Consider the following 15612-nt stretch of genomic DNA (forward strand, 5'->3'; position numbering starts at 1 on the left):
ACATACAGTGCAGACTTGGCTGGTGAACACAGCCGGATACCTCCGCCGCCTCGGTCTGCCCACGCTGCTCAACGCCCCCACGAGCGCGGAGAACCTGCGAGCCCTGCACGTCGCGCACGTCGAGAGGGTCGCCTACGAGGCACTGGAGATCTGGCTGGGCCGCCCCACCACCGTCGATCCCGTCGAGTCGGCCGAGCGCATCATCGGGGGCCGCGGCGGATACTGCTACCACCTCAACGGCGCCTTCTCGGAGCTCGTCGCGGCTCTCGGCTACGACGTGACCAGGCACGTCGGCGGCGTGCAGAACCGAGGGCTGGCGCCCGGCATCACCGCCAACCACCTGGTGCTCACGGTGCGCGGCCTGCCGTCGCCGGACAATCCGGGCGGCGAGTGGCTGGTGGACCTGGGGCTGGGCGACGCGCTGCACGAGCCGCTCCCGCTGGTCGCGGGCACGTACCGGCAGGGCCCCTTCCAGTACGTCCTGCGCCCGTCCGAGGTCGCCCCCGGCGGCTGGCGGTTCGACCACGATCCGAGCGGCTCGTTCGTCGGCATGGACTTCGGCCTGGCCCCCACCGGCATGTCGGCCTTCGCCGACATGCACCAGCACCTGACGACGTCGCCGGCGTCCGGCTTCGTCCGCGTGGTCACGGTCCAGCGGCGCGACGCCTACGGGGTGGACAGCCTGCGCGGGCTCGTGCTGAGCCGGTTGGGGAAGGACAGGCGGTCGGTCACCCTGGGCTCGGCCCGCGACTTCTACGCGGCGCTGGCGGACATCTTCCTGCTGCCGCTCGACGACGTCAGCGCCGGTGAGAAGGACAAGCTCTGGCGCCGGGTTCATGACGCCCACGAAAGCTGGCTGGCCGGTGGTCCGGCATGATGAAGTGGGCCTCGAGATGGGTGAGATCAGGAAGCTGAACGATCGCTACCGGTTGCTGAACCCCCTGGGCGCCTCCGTGCGCCTGGCCTTCGACGAGGTGGCGCATCGTGACGTCACCGTCAGGCAGGTGCGCGTGCCCGCGGAGCTGCGTGACGCCGCGCTGCACGAGGCCCGCCTGGCCGCGGGGCTGCGGCACGCCTCCATCGTGCGGGTGCTCGACGTGCTGGTCGAGGACGGGACGCCGTGGCTGGTCATGGAGTTCGTCTCGGGGACCTCGCTGGAGCAGGCCGTACGTTCGCGCCGCCCGCTGCCCATCGCGCAGGCCGCCAGGGTCGGCGTGTGCCTCCTGTCGGCCCTGACCGTCGCGCACGAGGCGGGCATCGTGCACGGGCGCGTCGATCCCGGCAACGTGCTGCTCACCGCGACCGGGCGGGCGGTGCTCACCGGGTTCGGCTATCCCAGCCTCAGCATGCTGCCCTCCGCCGACCTGTGGTCGCTGGCGGCCACGCTGCACTTCGCGGTGGAGGGCCGCCCGCCGGGCCAGGTGCCCGCCGAGGGCGCCGACCCGTTCAGGTCGCTGGTGCGGGCGATGCTGCACCCGTCGTGGCAGCCGCCGATCGCGGTGGTGCGCGAGACGCTCGACCGGCTGGCCGTGGACCTGCCGCTGGACACGCTGGTCGCGTCGTCGGGGCCGCTGCCGCCCGCCAAGGTGGCGGCGATCGGGCTGGCCGTGCTGGAGCGGCTCGTCGCCTGGGGCGAGTTCCACGGCGGGGTGCAGCCGGGCAACGTCCTGATCGACATGGCCGGCCGGGCCCGGCTGACGCCGCTCCTGAGGTCGGGAACGCTCCCGGCCTACACGGCCCCCGAGGGCGCCGCCACCCAGGCCGCCGATCTGTGGTCGCTCGGCGCCACCCTGTTCACCGCCGTCGAGGGCTCGCCGCCCGCCCCGGGCGCGCCGCTGACGCGGGCGGGGGTGCTGGCGCCCGTCCTGTTCCGGCTGCTGTCGGGCAACCCGACGCAACGCCCCACCGTGGACGAGCTCCGCCGGGACCTGCTGGCCATCGCGCGGGCCTGATCGGCCGCACAACAATTGCGATACATCGCGTATGGAACCAGAACGGTAGGTTCATACGTTGGACGGGGGACGCAGAATGTGGGAGAGGCGGGGCGCGCGCTCCGCGGTCGGAGGAAGTTGAGGATGTCGCCAGTCCAGAAGTACGCCATCGGCGCAGGCATCGCCGTACTGTTCTCGCTGTTCTTCTTGCCCGGATGGGTCACGTTGCTGGTCGTCCTCGGCCTGGTCGCCGCTCCGGTGGTCGGATACCTGATGCTCGACCCGTCGCAGCGCGAGCGGCTCAAGAGGGCCCGCAGGCGCGGCATCGGCCACTGAGCCCGCGGCGGCGGGGGCCCTCAGGCCTCCGCCGCGGCCGGCGCCGACTGCACGCGCTGGGTCACCCGTCGCTCGACGTAGAACGACAGGAACGGCACCGTCCCGCCGAGCATGACACCGAGCATGTACGGCCACGCCCAGCGCGCCTTCATGCCCAGATTCATCACCGCGATCAGATAGATCATGTAGAGCCCGCCGTGGATGGGCGCGATGATCTTCGACAGCGACGCCTCGCCGAAGCCGTAACGCAGCACCATGGCCACGCAGAGGATGAGCAGCATGACGCCGACCACGTACGCGAGCACCCGGAAGGGCTTGAGAGCCGATTCCACCGTTAACCTTCCAGAACCATCTCAGGGGACGACTTGCCGCGGTCCCGATCCGCTCGCACGGCATCGCGTACGAAGTGGAACCACATGAAGACGGCGAATCCAGCGAAGATCCACCAGTTGGCGGCATAAGCCAGATTACGCCAGGTCAGCGTGCCACCCACCACCGGCGGATCGGCCTTGACCTGTGTCAGCGAGCCTGACGGGGGCTGCGCCACGACATAGCCGGTGCGCACCTTCTGCCCGGCCCACAGGTTGACCAGTTCGCCCGTGGACACGGTCTGCACCTGCCCGGCGGGCAGCCCTTCCGCGCGCCGCTGCACGCTGTCGGTGCCCTGCTGCGGCCGCAGCCGCCCGGCCACCGAGACCCTGCTCTCGGGCACGGCCGCCACGGCCGGGTCGTCGGCCTTGGCCACCCAGCCGCGCACCACGGGCATCAGCGTGCCGTCGTCGAGCTTGAGCGGGGTGAGCACCCAGTAGCCGTGGTCGCGCGAGACGTTGCCGCCGGGGGCGTCGACGTCGGCGCGCCGGTCGGCCACCAGGAGCTGGCGGCCGGACTCGTAGAAGCCCTCCGCCGTGACCCTGCGGCCCACGACCTCGCCGGTGAGCTGGGCGCCCATCGGGGCGAGCGTGCCGACCGCCACGGGCTCGGGATCGGAGGAGGCGTGCGGCTTTCCCGAATCTTGGAAAACGCCGAGCTGCCAGCGGCCGAGCAGGATGAACGCGACGAGGACCCCGATCGTGAGCAGGTGCAACCCCATGACGCGGGGAGAGAGCAGGGTCCTCAGCATGCTTCAAAGTTATCCGCCGCAGGGGCCGGTCCCCTAATCAGCCCATCCCTACAGATCCCGCCAAAAGGAGCAAACGTTACAGGCGATCACGCTAGGCTGCTGGCCATGTCTGACCAGCACATAGACCCGGCGGGCAACACCCAGGCCTTCCGCGCGTTCGCCAACGCGCGCGAGCAGGAGGCCAAGGCCACGCCCAAGAAGTCTCCCATCGTGCCCATCATCGCGGTCGTCGCCGCGATCGTGATCATCGGCATCGCCGCCTTCCTGCTGCTCCAGTAACCGACCGACAGCAGCACCCGCCGCGGAGGCCGTGGCGGGTCTTTGTCGTTCCCGCAGTCTGTCCTATATTGGATTGCACGTCCAATAGGAGGCGCTGTGACCGAGCCAGGAATAGTGATCGTCGGGTCCGGCTTCGCCGGGATCTGCATGGCCGTCAAGCTCAAGGAAGCCGGTTACCACGACTTCGTCATCCTGGAGAAGGCCGCCGAACTGGGCGGCACCTGGCGCGACAACACCTATCCCGGCTGTACGTGCGACGTGCCCTCGCACATGTACTCCTACTCGTACGAGCTGAACCCCGGCTGGTCGCGAATGTTCTCCCCACAGGAGGAGATCCAGGACTACCTGCGCGCCTGCGCCGCCAAATACGGCATCACCCCCCACATCCGCTACGGCAAGCACGTCACCTCCCTCGAGTACGACGACGACCGGCGCGACTGGTCGATCACCACGGACGACGGCGAGACGCTGCGCGCGAAAGCGGTGGTCTCGGCGATCGGCGCCCTCCACATCCCGAAATTTCCGGAAATCCCGGGGCGTGAATCCTTCGCCGGCCCCGCCTTCCACTCCGCCGCCTGGGACCACGCGGCCGACCTGACCGGCAAACGCGTCGCCGTCGTCGGCACCGGCGCCTCCGCCGTCCAGTTCGTTCCCCGGCTCGCCCCCACCGCCCGCCACCTGACCGTCTTCCAGCGGTCGGCCCCCTGGCTCCACCCCAAGCCGGACTTCGCCTTCTCCCCCGGCGCCCGCCGGCTCCTGCGCCTGCCCGGCGCGGCCAGGGCCCTGCGCGGCGGCATCTACTGGGCCCTGGAGAGCCGGGCGCTCGGCTTCGCCGTGGACCCGCGGCTGATGAAGGGCCACGAGCGGCTCGCGCTCAGGCACCTGCGCGCCCAGGTCCCCGACCCGGGCCTGCGCCGCGCCCTCACCCCCGACTACCGCATCGGCTGCAAGCGCATCCTCATCTCCAGCGACTACTATCCGGCCCTCACCAGGCAGAACGTCTCACTGGTCACCGACGGGATCACCGAGATCCGGGAGCGCTCGCTCGTGGACGCCGCCGGGGTCGAGCACGAGGCCGACGCGATCGTCTACGGCACCGGGTTCAAGGTGGTCGACGCGCTGACCGGCCAGCACATCGTCGGCAGGGACGGCCTGAAGATCCAGGACGCCTGGCAGGACGGCATCGAGGCCTACTACGGCATCACCACCTCGGGCTTCCCCAACCTGTTCTTCCTCCTCGGGCCGAACACCGGCCTCGGGCACAACTCGGTCGTCTTCATGATCGAGTCGCAGGTCCGCTACGTCGTCGAATGCCTGCGCCTGCTCTCCAGAACGCAGGCCAGGGCGGTGGACGTGAAGCCCGGCGCGCAGCGTGCCTTCAACGAGCGGCTGCACGCCCGCCTCGACCCGCTGGTGTGGAACGAGGGCGGCTGCTCGTCCTGGTATCTGGACGAGCACGGCGTGAACCGGACGATCTGGCCGGGCTTCACCTTCGAGTACTGGGCGCGTACCCGAAGGGTGAAGCCCGACGCGTACGAACTCATCTACTAGTGGAGACCACCATCGCGCTGCCGCCCCCGCGGCGGGTCGGCTCGGCCACGGCCTGGATGATGCCCCTGCCGAGGAACTCCAGCGCCGTGGCGGCCCCGATCTCCGGGTTGAGCGCGAAGCTGTGCCCCTTGGCCTCCAGCTCGGCCCGATAGCGGTCCAGGAACGCCTGCTCGGACTGCGTCTGCGCGGTGTTGCGCTGGGTGGCGCGCGGCGCGGCGAGCGCGTCCGGCAGGTCCATGCCGAACTCGTACCGGTTGACCAGGATCTGCAGGACGGTCGTGATGATCGTCGAGCCGCCGGGCGAGCCGGCCGCCAGCACCGGGCGGCCGTCGTCGAACACCAGCGTCGGCGCCATCGACGAGCGCGGCCGCTTGCCGGGGGCGGGCAGGTTCGGGTCGCCGGGTGCCGGGCCGAACGTGAAGTCGGTCAGCTCGTTGTTGAGCAGCACGCCGCGGCCGGGCACCACGATGCCGTTGCCGCCGGTGGACTCGATGGTCAGGTTGTAGGCGATGACGTTGCCCCACCGGTCGGCGACGACCAGGTGGGTGGTCTCGGGGCCCTCGTCCGCGATCGGGGTGGCGGTGCCCGACGGCCGCCCGCAGCCCCGGTACGAGCCGTCGGGCTCGCCGGGCGCGGCCGGGTGGGCGATGGCCGTGTCGCCGATCAGGCAGGAGCGCTCCTTGGCGAAGCCGTCGGACAGCAGCTCCTTGAGCGGCACGCCCGGGATGTCGCCGACGTACTTGCCGCGGTCGGCGAAGGACAGCCGGGACGCCTCCAGGTATTCGTGCAGGCCCACCCGGGGCCGGGCCTCGAGGATGTTGAGCGCCTCCCCGACCGTGGAGCCGCCGGAGGAGGGCGGGGCCATGCCGTACACGTCGAGGCCGTTGTAGGAGACCTTGGTGGGTTCGCGCATCAGGGCGCGGTAGGCGCGCAGGTCGGACAGCTCCATCAGGCCGGGCCGGACGTTGCGGGTGCTGCCGGGGGTGACCGGGGGCTGTTTGACGGTGGCCACGATCTCCTTGCCGAGTTGCCCGTCGTACAGCCAACTCGGGCCGCGTTCGCCCAGCTCGCGGTAGGTGTCGGCGAGCTCGGGGTTGCGGAAGGTCGAGCCGACGGGCGGCGGGGCGCCGTTCGGCAGGTAGAGCTTGGCGGTCGAGGTGATGTCCTTGAAGCGGGCGGCGTTGGCGGCGGTCTGGTCGTGGAAGGTCTGGTCCACGACGAAGCCCTGGGAGGCGACCTCGATCGCGGGCCGCAGGGCCTGCTTGAGCGAGATCGTGCCGAACCTGCGCAGGGCCAGGTCCCAGTTCGCGACCGTGCCCGGCACGCCCGCCGACAGGCCGCTGGTGACGCCCTCCTCGAACGGGATGCCTTCGAGCGAGGTCGAGGTCATGGCCTGGGGCGCGGTCTCCCGGCCGTCGATGGTGTAGACCTTGCGCTGCCTGGCGTCGTAGTAGACCATGAAGCCGCCGCCGGCCAGGCCCGACGAGTACGGCTCCGTGACGCCGAGCACCGCGCCGGCGGCGACGGCGGCGTCCATGGCGTTGCCGCCCTTCTTCAGCACACCGATGGCGGCCTTGCTGGCGTCGAGGTCGACGGTGGCGACGGCGCCACCGTACCCTTCGGCGACGGGGACTTTCGGCTGCGGCTCCGCCAGCGCGGGTGGCGCCGACACGAGGGAGACGAATACTGCTGCTGCGGGAACGATCACACGACGCATGGTCTCCACGATGGCCCAGCTACGCCCGTCGCGGTAGGGCCCCCTCACACGCAGGGATGATGCGCTGGTCAGAGGGGTGACCTAGCGTGAGTGACGTGCGCCGGAAGTATGGATTCGACCCTTACCTGGCCCTGATCGTGGCCGTCGCCCAGATGGTGATCGCCAAGGGGGCGTCCTGGGGACAGCGGTTCGTCAGAGAGCCGCTCGACCCCTACGCCTACGCGCTGCTGCTGATCGGGCCGCTCGCCATCCTCGCGCACCGCCGCTTCCCGCTGCTGTCCACCGCCGTCGCGCTGGCCGCGTGCGACCTCTACCTGATCGGCGGCTACGCCTACGGCCCCAGCTTCATCAGCCCGGGCGTCCTGCTGTTCCTGCTGGTCGTGCGCGGCAGGCGGCTGACGGCCTGGTTCATGGCCGCGATGACGCTGCTGTCGTTCCTCTGCTACGCCTGGTGGGTCGGCAACCGCGACGTCTTCCACAACGTGTGGATCCTCACCGTCATCCTGCTGCTGATGGTCGTGGCCGAGCTGATCAGGATCGTCAAGGAGCGCCGGGCCGAGCGGGAGCGGGTGGCGGAGGAGGAGGCCAGGCGGCAGGCCAGCGAGGAGCGCCTGACCATGGCGCAGGAGCTGCACGACGTGCTCGCGCACAACATCTCGCTCATCCACGTGCAGGCCTCCACCGCGCTGCACCTCATCGACGCCAATCCCGAGCAGGCCAGGTCCGCGCTGGCCACCATCAAGACGGCCTCCAAGGAGGTGCTCGGCGAGATGCGCTCGGTGCTGAACGTCCTGCGTGAGGGCGCCCCGCGCTCCCCCACGGCCGGGCTCGACCGCCTCGACGACCTGATCGAGCGGTCGGGGCTGCCGGTGAAGCTCAAACGGGTCGGCTCGCGGCCGCTGCCGTCGCAGGTGGAGCGGGCCGCGTACCGGATCGTGCAGGAGTCGCTCACCAATGCCGCCCGGCACGCGCCCGGCGCCGAGGTGAGCGTGCGCCTGGAGTACGGCGAGAGGGAGCTGGCCGTCCTCGTGAGCGACTCGGGCGCGACCAAGCCCGCGGTGCTGTCCGAGTCGGGCAGCGGCAACGGCATCCCCGGCATGCGCGAGCGGGCCTCCGCGCTTGGCGGCACCCTGGTCGCCGGTCCGTCGGACGGCGGCTTCCAGGTCGAGGCCCGGCTGCCACTACCCGAGGAGACTTCATGATCAACGTGCTGCTGGCGGACGACCAGGCGCTGGTCCGGGCGGGCTTCAAGGCGCTGCTCGACGCCCAGCCCGACATGACCGTGGTGGCCGAGGCGTCCGACGGCGCGGAGGCGGTCCGGCTGGCGGGCGAGCACCAGCCGGACGTGGTGCTGATGGACATCCGCATGCCCGGCACCGACGGCCTGACCGCCACCCGGCTGATGCCGCCGGGGCCGCACATCATCATCCTGACGACGTTCGAGCTGGACGAGTACGTCTTCGAGGCGCTGCGCGGCGGCGCCAGCGGCTTCCTGGTCAAGGACACCGAACCGGCCGAGCTGATCCAGGCGGTGCGGGTGGTGGCGGCCGGCGAGGCGCTGCTGTCGCCCAGCGTGACCCGCCGGCTGATCGCCGAATACGCCACTCGCGCCAAGGAACCGGTCGTCGCCGACGGCCTCGACCAGCTCACCGAGCGGGAGCGGGAGGTGCTCTCCCTGGTCGGCACCGGCATGACCAACGACGAGATCGCGGCCAAGCTGTTCATGTCGCCCGCCACGGCCAAGACGCACGTGAGCCGGGCCATGATGAAGCTGCACGCCCGCGACCGCGCCCAGCTCGTCGTCATCGCCTACGAGTCGGGCCTGGTCAGACCCGGCTGGCTGTGAGCCCGAACCACTGCTCCGCCGCCTCGGCCAGCCCGTCGCCGCCCGCCCAGGCCACGTAGCCGTCGGGACGGATCAGCAGCGCGCCGGCGGGCGGGTCGTCGCAGCGGGCGCTGACGGTCTCGATCCAGTCGTCGTCGAGCGTGGCGCCGCCGCCCAGGTCGAGCAGCACGGGCCGGCCCTCGCGCATCAGCTCGGCCACCCGCCGCCCGCCCTCCAGCCGCAGGTCGGGCACGAACCGCCCGGCCAGCGGATGCCCGCCCGGCCCCGCGCCGGACGTCGCGTCCGGCCCCGCTTCCGGCCCTGCGTCCGGCCCTGTGACCGGCCCCGCGGCCTGCTCTCCGGGGTGCCCGTAGCGGATGCCGGAGTCGTGCAGGAGCGTGGCCAGGTGGCGGGCGGGCTGCTCGAAGGCGAACACCTCGGAGAGCACCTCGCGCAACGCCTCGCCGTCCGCGCCGTCGGCCCGGTCGATCGCCGCCTGCGCGCGGGTCTGCGTGAGCGTGCGCGCGCCGACCGGCCTGCGCTCGCCCTCGTACGTGTCCAGCAGCGCCTCCGGCACCCGCCTCCGCAGCCTGGCGGCCAGCTTCCAGCCGAGGTTGACCGCGTCCGTCATGCCGACGTTGAGCGCCGAGCCGCCCGCCGGGAACAGGTGGGCCGCGTCCCCCGCCAGGAACACCCGCCCGGCCCGGTACCGCTCGGCCAGCCGCGCCTGCGCGACCGTGCTCGACAGCCAGATCGGCTCGCCCAGGGGCAGCTCCCTGCCGAGCACGCGGCGCAGGGCCGCCTGGAAGTCCGCCAGGGTCACGGAGTCGCTCTGAGACGCGCCCGGCTCCCGTACGCCCGCGATGAGCACCCCCTCGTGCAGCGAGGTGAGCAGCACGCGGCCCCGTGGCGTGCGGTTCCACCCCGGTCGCAGGCCGTCGGACTCCAGGGAGTCGAACACGGCCAGGTCGGTCTTGAAGTGGCCGACCATCAGCCCTTCGTCGTCGGTGGTGCCGGCGAACTCGATGCCCGCCCACCGGCGTACGAGGCTTCCCGCACCGTCGCAGCCGGCCACGTACCGGGCTCTCATCCGCCCCTCGTCGAGCTCCAGCGTCACCCCTTCCTCGTTCTGGGAGAGCGAGCGGACCTCGCGCCCCCGCCTGATGTCCGCCCCGAGCTCCAGCGCCCGCTCGGTGAGCAGCCGCTCCAGGCGCGGCTGCTGGATCAGCAGCAGCCGCAGCGGGATGTCGTCGATCCCGTCGAACCGCAGATCGGCCCCGCCGAACGGGAACCCCGGCGGCCGGCCGGTGAACGGACTGCCCGCGCTGAAGGGCTCCAGCAGCCCCCGGTGGTCGAGTAACTCGACGATCTGCCCGCCCAGGCCGTTGGCCTTGGGCAGCTCGCTCGGCTCGGCCCTCTTCTCCAGCACGATCGGGCGGACTCCGGCCAGGCCCAGCTCGCACGCGAGCATCAGCCCCACGGGTCCCGCCCCCACGATCACGATGTCTTCCATGCCTGTCAGGCTAGATTGACAGAATCGCGGCTGTCAAGCTAGCCTGACACCGTGGACGTTACAGAGCTGTCCGAGCGCATCAGGGCCAACGACCCGGCCATGGGCCTGCGGGCGGTCGGGGCGCTGCACCGCCTGGCCGAGCAGGTCGAGGCGATGTCGGTGGCGCTGGCCAGAGAGCAGGGCTGGACCTGGGAGCAGATCGGCGACGCGCTCGGCATGTCGCGGCAGTCGGTGCACGCCAAATACGGAAAGTAAGGGGCTGACCATGTTCGGCAGGGAGAAGAGCCCGGTCTGGGTGATCATCAAGGCCGCGTTCGAGGAGGCCAGGCTGCGGGGCGACCGGAGGATGGGCACCGAGCACCTGCTGCTCGGCCTCCTGCACCACGACGCGTCCGCCCGCGCGCTGGGCGTCGACGTGGCCGCCGCCCGCACGGCGCTCGACGAGCTCGACCGCGCGGCGCTGCGCATACTCGGCCTCGAGGTCGGCGACGTGCCCAAGACCCCCCGCAAGCACCCCAAGGTTCCCGACACCGCGCTCACCTCGAGCGCGCGCGCCGTGCTCAACCAGGCCATCAAGGCCACGACGATGAAGACCAGAGACGCCGAGGCGCCCCGGCACCTGACCCTCGGCCTGCTGGCGCAGGAGCGGCCCGACCCCGTCGCGCAGCTCGTCGACCAGCTCAGCATCGACCGCGCGGCGGTCCGCGCCCGCATGGCTTGACCGAAATTCGGTTGATCGCCCGGCCGGGCCGCTGAGATGGTCGAAGGATGCGGCGCACGTACGACGACCTCGTCCACGAGGCCAACACCGTCTCCGTGACCGGCTGGGACTTCTCGTGGCTGGACGGCCGGGCGAGCGAAGAGCGACCCTCCTGGGGATACGCCAGGCTGCTGGGCGAGCGCATGGCCAGGGCCGAGGCCGCGCTCGACGTCCAGACCGGCGGCGGCGAGATCCTGGCCGGCCTGCCCACCCTGCCACCCGTGACCGTGGCCACCGAGTCGTGGCCGCCCAACCTCGCCCTGGCCGCCGCCCGGCTGCGCCCGCGCGGCGCCTGGGTGGTGGCCGACGACGACGAGCCGCGCCTGCCGTTCGGCAGCGGGGTCTTCGACCTGGTGACCAGCCGCCATCCGGTGGCGACGTGGTGGGAGGAGATCGCCCGCGTGCTGCGGCCCGGCGGGAGCTACTTCTCCCAGCAGGTCGGCCCGTGGAGCGTCGCCGAGCTCACCGACCACTTCCTCGGCTCCCACGACGGTTCGGGCCGCGAGCCCGACAGGGCCAAGGCGGCGGCCGAGGCGGCCGGGCTCGAGGTCGTCGACCTGCGCTTCGAGCGGCTGCGCATGGAGTTCCGCGACATCGGCGCGGTGATCTACTTCCTGCGCAAGGTGATCTGGATCGTGCCCGGCTTCTCGGTCGAGCGCTACGGCGCCAGGCTGCGCGAGCTGCACGACCGGATCGAGGCCGAAGGCCCGTTCGTGGCCCACTCCTCCCGGTTCCTCATCGAGGCGAGGAGGCCCGATGGCCAGACTGCATGACGTGGTGGTCGACTGCCGGCATCCGGCCTCGCTGGCCCGGTTCTGGGCGGCGGCGCTCGACGGCTACGCCGTGGCCCCCTACGACGAGGCCGAGCTGGCGCGGCTGCGCGCGAAAGGCGTCCTCGACCCCGAGGACGATCCGACGGTGCTGGTCGAGGGCGGGCCGCCGCGGCTGTGGTTCCAGCGGGTGCCCGAACGCAAGATCGTCAAGAACCGGCTCCACCTCGACCTGCGCGCCGACGACCTCGACTCCGAGATCGACCGGCTGGTGACCCTCGGGGCCAAGCTGCTGGAGACCCACGACGACTGGGTGGTGCTGGCCGACCCCGAGGACAACGAGTTCTGCGTGTCCTGACGCGCCTACCGCGAACGACGTACGTCCGGCCCGCCCGAGCACTCCTGACGGCGCAGACCGGACCGCGCCCATGGTCCGATTCGCCGCGCCCTCCTTCGGCGGACCCTGGAGGTACACGTCAAGGAGGAGACAATGAACCTGATCGCCCAATGGGCGCCGCACTTCGGCCCCGGCGGCTTCTCGCCCATCTTCCCCGCCTTCTGGGGCCTGTTCTGGATCGCGGTCGTCGCGCTGGTCATCACGGCCCGGCGCAAGGGCTGGTGGGGGCCGCGCCAAGCGCCCGCCGCCGCCTCGCCGACGGCGCCCGCCGCTCCGCCCGCTTCCCCGACCGCCTCCCCGACCGCCTCCGCCGAGCAGATCCTCGCCGAGCGGTACGCCCGCGGCGAGCTGAGCGACGACGAGTACTTCGAGAAGATGTCCGTCCTCAGGGGCGCTTCCTGATAAACGGCACTAAGGGTGCAACAACTGTCACTGGCCGCATCCATGAGGTCGCGTTACGTTCCGTACAGAGCTTCATAGAGAGTGGGGACGGCAATGCGGTCCATCGCCAAATTCTGCGGCCAGTGCAGCTGCGGTTGCCCCGAGCTGTTCGTCGACCACAAGGCGCCGGAAGAGCGGCAGGTCGTCATCACCGACGACTTCGGGCAACGGGTGGAGATGAGTCTCGACCAGTTCGCCTCGGTCGTGGCGGCGGCCAAGAGCGGGGCCCTGGACAGCCTGGCGCTCGTCCACTGAGCGCGCAGGCCGCCACGCTGCTCGCCGGCGGGGTCGCCGCCGGGCTCGTCGCGGGAACCGTCACGTGCACCGCCGCCCAGGGCGGGCTGCTCATGGGGCTCGCCGACGGACGCCACGGGCGCGATCCCGCGCCGGTCGGCTGGTTCCTGGCGGGGCGGCTGGTCTCGCACACCGCGGCGGGAGCGCTGCTCGGGCTGCTCGGCTCGGCCGTCAGCCTGCCGCCTCAGGCGCGGGCGGTGCTGCTGGTCGTGGCCGGTCTCACGGTCGTCGCCTTCGCGGCCAGGCTGATGAGACACGGGCGCGCCGGCTGCGCGCCCGCCGAACCCGGAGCCGCGTCCCGGTTCAAGGCGCCGCTCCTGGGCGCGGCCACCATCCTCGTGCCCTGCGGCATGACGCTCGGCATGGAGCTGGTCGCCGTCTCCAGCGGCTCGCCACTGGCGGGCGCGGCGGCCATGGCGGGGTTCGTCGCCGGCACCACTCCCGCGTTCGCGCTGCTCGGATACGCGCTGCGGCGCGTCTCCCGGACGCGGCTGGCGCGGCTGGCCGGGGTCGTGGCCGTCGGCGCCGGGCTCTGGACGGCCGGGGCCGGGGTCAACCTGGGCGGCTGGCTCACCGCCGCCCCGGCGCCCGCGTCCGGTCCCGGGGCGCAGACGGTCACGGTGTGGGCGACCCGCGAGGGGTACCGCCCGGCCATGGTGACGGCACGCGCGGGCGTACCGGTCGAGGTGGTCTTCAAGCTGGCGGACCGGGGCTGCGCGGGCACCGTCGCGATCGACGGGCGCGACGTCGCCCTGCCGGCCACCGTACGCCTGCCGCCGCAGCGGCCCGGCTCGATGCGCTATGTCTGCGGGATGGGCATGTACGCCGGCTTCATCAACTTCTCGTAGGGGCTTGTCGGCGATTACGGTTCGCGATCGCGTGATCACGTGCCAATCTGTCGCCATGGCCTGGCAAGGAGAGGTGACGGCGCCGTCCGTACCGGCACCGCGTGTGGGAGACGAGCCCGAGCTGCTGGCCGCCGCGGAGGCCGGCGACGAGCAGGCCGCGCACCGGCTCGGCAAGCTCTACGCCCAGCACGGCGACCGCGTGGCCGCCAGGCGCTGGTGGGAGCGGGCCGCGGCGGGCGGCAACATCGACAGCGCCTACAACCTGGGCATCTGGCACGAGAAGCACGGCAGCCTGGAAGAGGCCGTCACCTGGTACGAAGCGGCCGCGAGCACCGGCGACGCCGAGGCCGCGACGAACCTGGCCACGCTCCTGCTGGAGCAGCGCGGCGACGCCGAGGCGGCCAGGGTCTGGTTCGAGAGCGCGGCCACGGCCGGGTCCAGGACCGCCGCCCGCAGGCTGGCGCTGATGTGCGAGGACGCGGGCGAGCTGGCCCCGGCGCGCGAGTGGCACCGCCAGGCGGCCGCCGACGGTGACGTGGCCTCCGCCCACGACCTGGGCTTCCTGGCGTACACGGCGGGCGAGAGCCAGGAGACCGTGCGCTGGTGGGAGTGCGGGGCCAGGGGCGGCCACGCCGAGTCGGCGTACTGCCTGGGCCTCTACCTGCACGCCGGGCGCGACCCCGAGGGCGCGGAGGCCTACTACCGGCTGGCCGCCAAGAGCGAGCATCCCGGGGCCGCCTCGCGGCTCGGCGGGGTCGCGCTGTCGAGGGGCGATCTGCGTACCGCGCGGGCCTGGTTCGAGCAGGCCGCCGGCGCCGGCCGGGTGGAGGACCAGCGGATGACCGGGTTCGTCTGCGTGGAGCTGGGCGACACCGCGGCGGCCAGCCACTGGTTCGGCCGGGCGGCGGCCGGCGGAGACCCCGAGTCGGCCTTCAATTACGGCCTGCTGCTCATCGCCGAGTTCGGCGACATAGCGGGCGGGCAGCACTGGTTCCGGCAGGCCGCGCAGGCCGGGCACCACGGGGCCGCCGTCGAGCTGGGCGGCCTGCTGTCGGTGGCGGGCGCGCACGGGGAGGCGCAGGAGTGGCTGTCCGACCCGCCGCCGCCCGCCTGGGGCCGTCCCGCCGAGCCGGAGCTGACCGCGCGGGCGGAGCTGGCCTCGGCCGCCACCGGCCGCAGGGGCGGTGTCCCGCTGGCCGTGGCGGATCTCGCCGAGGTGCTGGGCACGTGGGATCTGGTGACCAGGCCGCTGCACGACCATTCCGACGTGCTGGGGTGGCTGGTGGAGCGCAGCGGTGTGCACGAGAGCGCCGTGGAGCACCTGGCGTCCGTACGCGGCACGCTGCTGCGTCCCGGCAGCTCGCCCTGGCCCAGCCCCGGCGAGCTGGAGCACGTCCTGGCGACGGCCCGCGACCTGCGCCGCCGCCTCGGCGTACGCTGACGTGCCTGCCGGCTCAGCGCTGGCCGAGGTGGAACAGGTGGCCGTCGTCGTCCCTGAACACGGCCGACCAGCCCCAGGGCTGCCGGACCGGCTCCTGGGCGAACTCCACGCCGCGCGCCACCAGCTCCTTGTGCGTCTCGACGATGTCGTCGGCCTGGAACATGACGTAGTTGGGCAGCTCCTTGCCCAGGGCGGGCCAGGAGGGGTCGGCCTTGTGGACGACCAGCCGGGAGCCGCCGGACGGGGGCTCGACCTCGATCCAGCGGTCCTCGCCGTACGGCATGTCCCTGGTGAGCTTGAAGCCCATCTTGCCGGTCCAGAAGTCGACCGCCCGCTGCTGGTCCTCGACGTAGATGGTGACCTGACTGATGCCGAGCGCCATCGCTCCT

20 protein-coding genes are annotated in these 15612 nt (G+C 72.1%); 15 read left to right on the forward strand and 5 right to left on the reverse strand.

Annotated features, from left to right (window positions below):
- Positions 1 to 22: 22 nt before the first annotated feature.
- The 3 genes from AB0I15_RS18905 to AB0I15_RS18915 all read left to right on the forward strand — a co-directional run bounded on the left by AB0I15_RS18905 (position 23) and on the right by AB0I15_RS18915 (position 2267).
- Entirely contained in the window at positions 23 to 877 is an 855-nt protein-coding gene (locus tag AB0I15_RS18905; RefSeq protein ID WP_358096624.1) for an arylamine N-acetyltransferase, read from the forward strand.
- A gap of 16 nt (positions 878 to 893) precedes the next feature.
- Positions 894 to 1952, forward strand: coding sequence for a protein kinase (locus AB0I15_RS18910; protein WP_358096627.1), 1059 nt, complete (start codon positions 894 to 896; stop codon positions 1950 to 1952).
- Positions 1953 to 2075: 123 nt separating this feature from the next.
- Positions 2076 to 2267 carry a hypothetical protein gene (locus tag AB0I15_RS18915; protein ID WP_358096630.1) on the forward strand — a complete coding sequence of 64 codons (192 nt, stop codon included), beginning with the start codon at positions 2076 to 2078 and terminating at the stop codon, positions 2265 to 2267.
- A gap of 20 nt (positions 2268 to 2287) precedes the next feature.
- Here AB0I15_RS18915 and AB0I15_RS18920 read toward each other — a convergent pair whose 3' ends face one another.
- Positions 2288 to 2599 (reverse strand): DUF3817 domain-containing protein, encoded by a 312-nt coding sequence (locus AB0I15_RS18920; protein ID WP_358096633.1) that lies wholly within the window; start codon positions 2597 to 2599, stop codon positions 2288 to 2290.
- A gap of 2 nt (positions 2600 to 2601) precedes the next feature.
- Complete coding sequence (locus AB0I15_RS18925) at positions 2602 to 3387, reverse strand: SURF1 family protein (RefSeq protein ID WP_358096636.1); 786 nt, start codon at positions 3385 to 3387, stop codon at positions 2602 to 2604.
- 105 nt (positions 3388 to 3492) lie between these two features.
- Here AB0I15_RS18925 and AB0I15_RS18930 point away from each other — a divergent pair, with 105 nt between their 5' ends.
- Positions 3493 to 3666: a hypothetical protein gene (locus AB0I15_RS18930; protein WP_358096639.1), complete on the forward strand. Its 174-nt coding sequence runs from the start codon at positions 3493 to 3495 to the stop codon at positions 3664 to 3666.
- A gap of 96 nt (positions 3667 to 3762) precedes the next feature.
- Entirely contained in the window at positions 3763 to 5217 is a 1455-nt protein-coding gene (locus AB0I15_RS18935) for an NAD(P)/FAD-dependent oxidoreductase (RefSeq protein WP_358096642.1), read from the forward strand.
- Here AB0I15_RS18935 and ggt read toward each other — a convergent pair.
- Positions 5207 to 6934 carry a gamma-glutamyltransferase gene (gene ggt, locus AB0I15_RS18940; protein WP_358096644.1) on the reverse strand — a complete coding sequence of 576 codons (1728 nt, stop codon included), beginning with the start codon at positions 6932 to 6934 and terminating at the stop codon, positions 5207 to 5209. The two genes, AB0I15_RS18935 and ggt, sit on opposite strands and share 11 nt — an antisense overlap.
- 95 nt (positions 6935 to 7029) lie before the next feature.
- On the opposite strand from ggt, the gene AB0I15_RS18945 reads away from it, so the two are divergent.
- Complete coding sequence (locus AB0I15_RS18945) at positions 7030 to 8136, forward strand: histidine kinase (protein WP_358096647.1); 1107 nt, start codon at positions 7030 to 7032, stop codon at positions 8134 to 8136.
- Entirely contained in the window at positions 8133 to 8780 is a 648-nt protein-coding gene (locus AB0I15_RS18950; RefSeq protein ID WP_358096650.1) for a response regulator transcription factor, read from the forward strand. The genes AB0I15_RS18945 and AB0I15_RS18950 overlap by 4 nt, the downstream gene beginning before the upstream one ends.
- Here AB0I15_RS18950 and AB0I15_RS18955 read toward each other — a convergent pair.
- Entirely contained in the window at positions 8761 to 10272 is a 1512-nt protein-coding gene (locus AB0I15_RS18955) for an FAD-dependent monooxygenase (RefSeq protein WP_358096653.1), read from the reverse strand. The two genes, AB0I15_RS18950 and AB0I15_RS18955, sit on opposite strands and share 20 nt — an antisense overlap.
- A gap of 99 nt (positions 10273 to 10371) precedes the next feature.
- Here AB0I15_RS18955 and AB0I15_RS18960 point away from each other — a divergent pair, with 99 nt between their 5' ends.
- The 8 genes from AB0I15_RS18960 (at position 10372) to AB0I15_RS18995 (ending at position 15223) form a co-directional block, all read left to right on the forward strand.
- Positions 10372 to 10527 (forward strand): helix-turn-helix domain-containing protein, encoded by a 156-nt coding sequence (locus AB0I15_RS18960; RefSeq protein WP_206058409.1) that lies wholly within the window; start codon positions 10372 to 10374, stop codon positions 10525 to 10527.
- Positions 10528 to 10537: 10 nt separating this feature from the next.
- Positions 10538 to 10993, forward strand: coding sequence for a Clp protease N-terminal domain-containing protein (locus AB0I15_RS18965; RefSeq protein ID WP_358096656.1), 456 nt, complete (start codon positions 10538 to 10540; stop codon positions 10991 to 10993).
- 47 nt (positions 10994 to 11040) lie between these two features.
- Positions 11041 to 11805, forward strand: a complete 765-nt coding sequence (locus tag AB0I15_RS18970; protein WP_358096658.1) for a class I SAM-dependent methyltransferase — start codon at positions 11041 to 11043, stop codon at positions 11803 to 11805.
- Positions 11789 to 12160, forward strand: coding sequence for a VOC family protein (locus AB0I15_RS18975; RefSeq protein WP_358096661.1), 372 nt, complete (start codon positions 11789 to 11791; stop codon positions 12158 to 12160). Before AB0I15_RS18970 ends, AB0I15_RS18975 begins: the two co-directional genes overlap by 17 nt.
- 132 nt (positions 12161 to 12292) lie before the next feature.
- Positions 12293 to 12601, forward strand: coding sequence for an SHOCT domain-containing protein (locus tag AB0I15_RS18980; RefSeq protein ID WP_358096664.1), 309 nt, complete (start codon positions 12293 to 12295; stop codon positions 12599 to 12601).
- Positions 12602 to 12694: 93 nt separating this feature from the next.
- Positions 12695 to 12895: a hypothetical protein gene (locus AB0I15_RS18985; RefSeq protein ID WP_358096667.1), complete on the forward strand. Its 201-nt coding sequence runs from the start codon at positions 12695 to 12697 to the stop codon at positions 12893 to 12895.
- Between the two features lie 17 nt (positions 12896 to 12912).
- Entirely contained in the window at positions 12913 to 13782 is an 870-nt protein-coding gene (locus tag AB0I15_RS18990; RefSeq protein ID WP_358097062.1) for a sulfite exporter TauE/SafE family protein, read from the forward strand.
- A 55-nt stretch (positions 13783 to 13837) separates the two neighbouring features.
- Positions 13838 to 15223: a tetratricopeptide repeat protein gene (locus tag AB0I15_RS18995; RefSeq protein ID WP_358096669.1), complete on the forward strand. Its 1386-nt coding sequence runs from the start codon at positions 13838 to 13840 to the stop codon at positions 15221 to 15223.
- A gap of 13 nt (positions 15224 to 15236) precedes the next feature.
- On the opposite strand, the gene AB0I15_RS19000 is transcribed toward AB0I15_RS18995, so the two are convergent.
- A complete protein-coding gene (locus AB0I15_RS19000; RefSeq protein WP_358096672.1) occupies positions 15237 to 15605 on the reverse strand; it encodes a VOC family protein in 369 nt (122 codons plus the stop codon).
- Positions 15606 to 15612 lie beyond the last annotated feature (7 nt).

Source organism: Nonomuraea sp. NPDC050643 (genome assembly GCF_040654715.1).
In the GTDB taxonomy this organism is placed as follows: Bacteria; Actinomycetota; Actinomycetes; order Streptosporangiales; family Streptosporangiaceae; genus Nonomuraea.

What these genes read in the sequence shown, in the direction of transcription:
- AB0I15_RS19000 (WP_358096672.1), bottom strand. Translation starts at nt 15,605, where the DNA reads ATGGCGCTCGGCATCAGTCAGGTCACCATCTACGTCGAGGACCAGCAG.
- AB0I15_RS18975 (WP_358096661.1), top strand. Translation starts at nt 11,789, where the DNA reads ATGGCCAGACTGCATGACGTGGTGGTCGACTGCCGGCATCCGGCCTCG.
- AB0I15_RS18910 (WP_358096627.1), top strand. Translation starts at nt 894, where the DNA reads ATGGGTGAGATCAGGAAGCTGAACGATCGCTACCGGTTGCTGAACCCC.
- AB0I15_RS18995 (WP_358096669.1), top strand. Translation starts at nt 13,838, where the DNA reads ATGGCCTGGCAAGGAGAGGTGACGGCGCCGTCCGTACCGGCACCGCGT.
- AB0I15_RS18970 (WP_358096658.1), top strand. Translation starts at nt 11,041, where the DNA reads ATGCGGCGCACGTACGACGACCTCGTCCACGAGGCCAACACCGTCTCC.
- AB0I15_RS18925 (WP_358096636.1), bottom strand. Translation starts at nt 3,387, where the DNA reads ATGCTGAGGACCCTGCTCTCTCCCCGCGTCATGGGGTTGCACCTGCTC.
- AB0I15_RS18930 (WP_358096639.1), top strand. Translation starts at nt 3,493, where the DNA reads ATGTCTGACCAGCACATAGACCCGGCGGGCAACACCCAGGCCTTCCGC.
- AB0I15_RS18960 (WP_206058409.1), top strand. Translation starts at nt 10,372, where the DNA reads ATGGGCCTGCGGGCGGTCGGGGCGCTGCACCGCCTGGCCGAGCAGGTC.
- AB0I15_RS18965 (WP_358096656.1), top strand. Translation starts at nt 10,538, where the DNA reads ATGTTCGGCAGGGAGAAGAGCCCGGTCTGGGTGATCATCAAGGCCGCG.
- AB0I15_RS18915 (WP_358096630.1), top strand. Translation starts at nt 2,076, where the DNA reads ATGTCGCCAGTCCAGAAGTACGCCATCGGCGCAGGCATCGCCGTACTG.
- AB0I15_RS18980 (WP_358096664.1), top strand. Translation starts at nt 12,293, where the DNA reads ATGAACCTGATCGCCCAATGGGCGCCGCACTTCGGCCCCGGCGGCTTC.
- AB0I15_RS18955 (WP_358096653.1), bottom strand. Translation starts at nt 10,272, where the DNA reads ATGGAAGACATCGTGATCGTGGGGGCGGGACCCGTGGGGCTGATGCTC.
- ggt (WP_358096644.1), bottom strand. Translation starts at nt 6,934, where the DNA reads ATGCGTCGTGTGATCGTTCCCGCAGCAGCAGTATTCGTCTCCCTCGTG.
- AB0I15_RS18985 (WP_358096667.1), top strand. Translation starts at nt 12,695, where the DNA reads ATGCGGTCCATCGCCAAATTCTGCGGCCAGTGCAGCTGCGGTTGCCCC.
- AB0I15_RS18950 (WP_358096650.1), top strand. Translation starts at nt 8,133, where the DNA reads ATGATCAACGTGCTGCTGGCGGACGACCAGGCGCTGGTCCGGGCGGGC.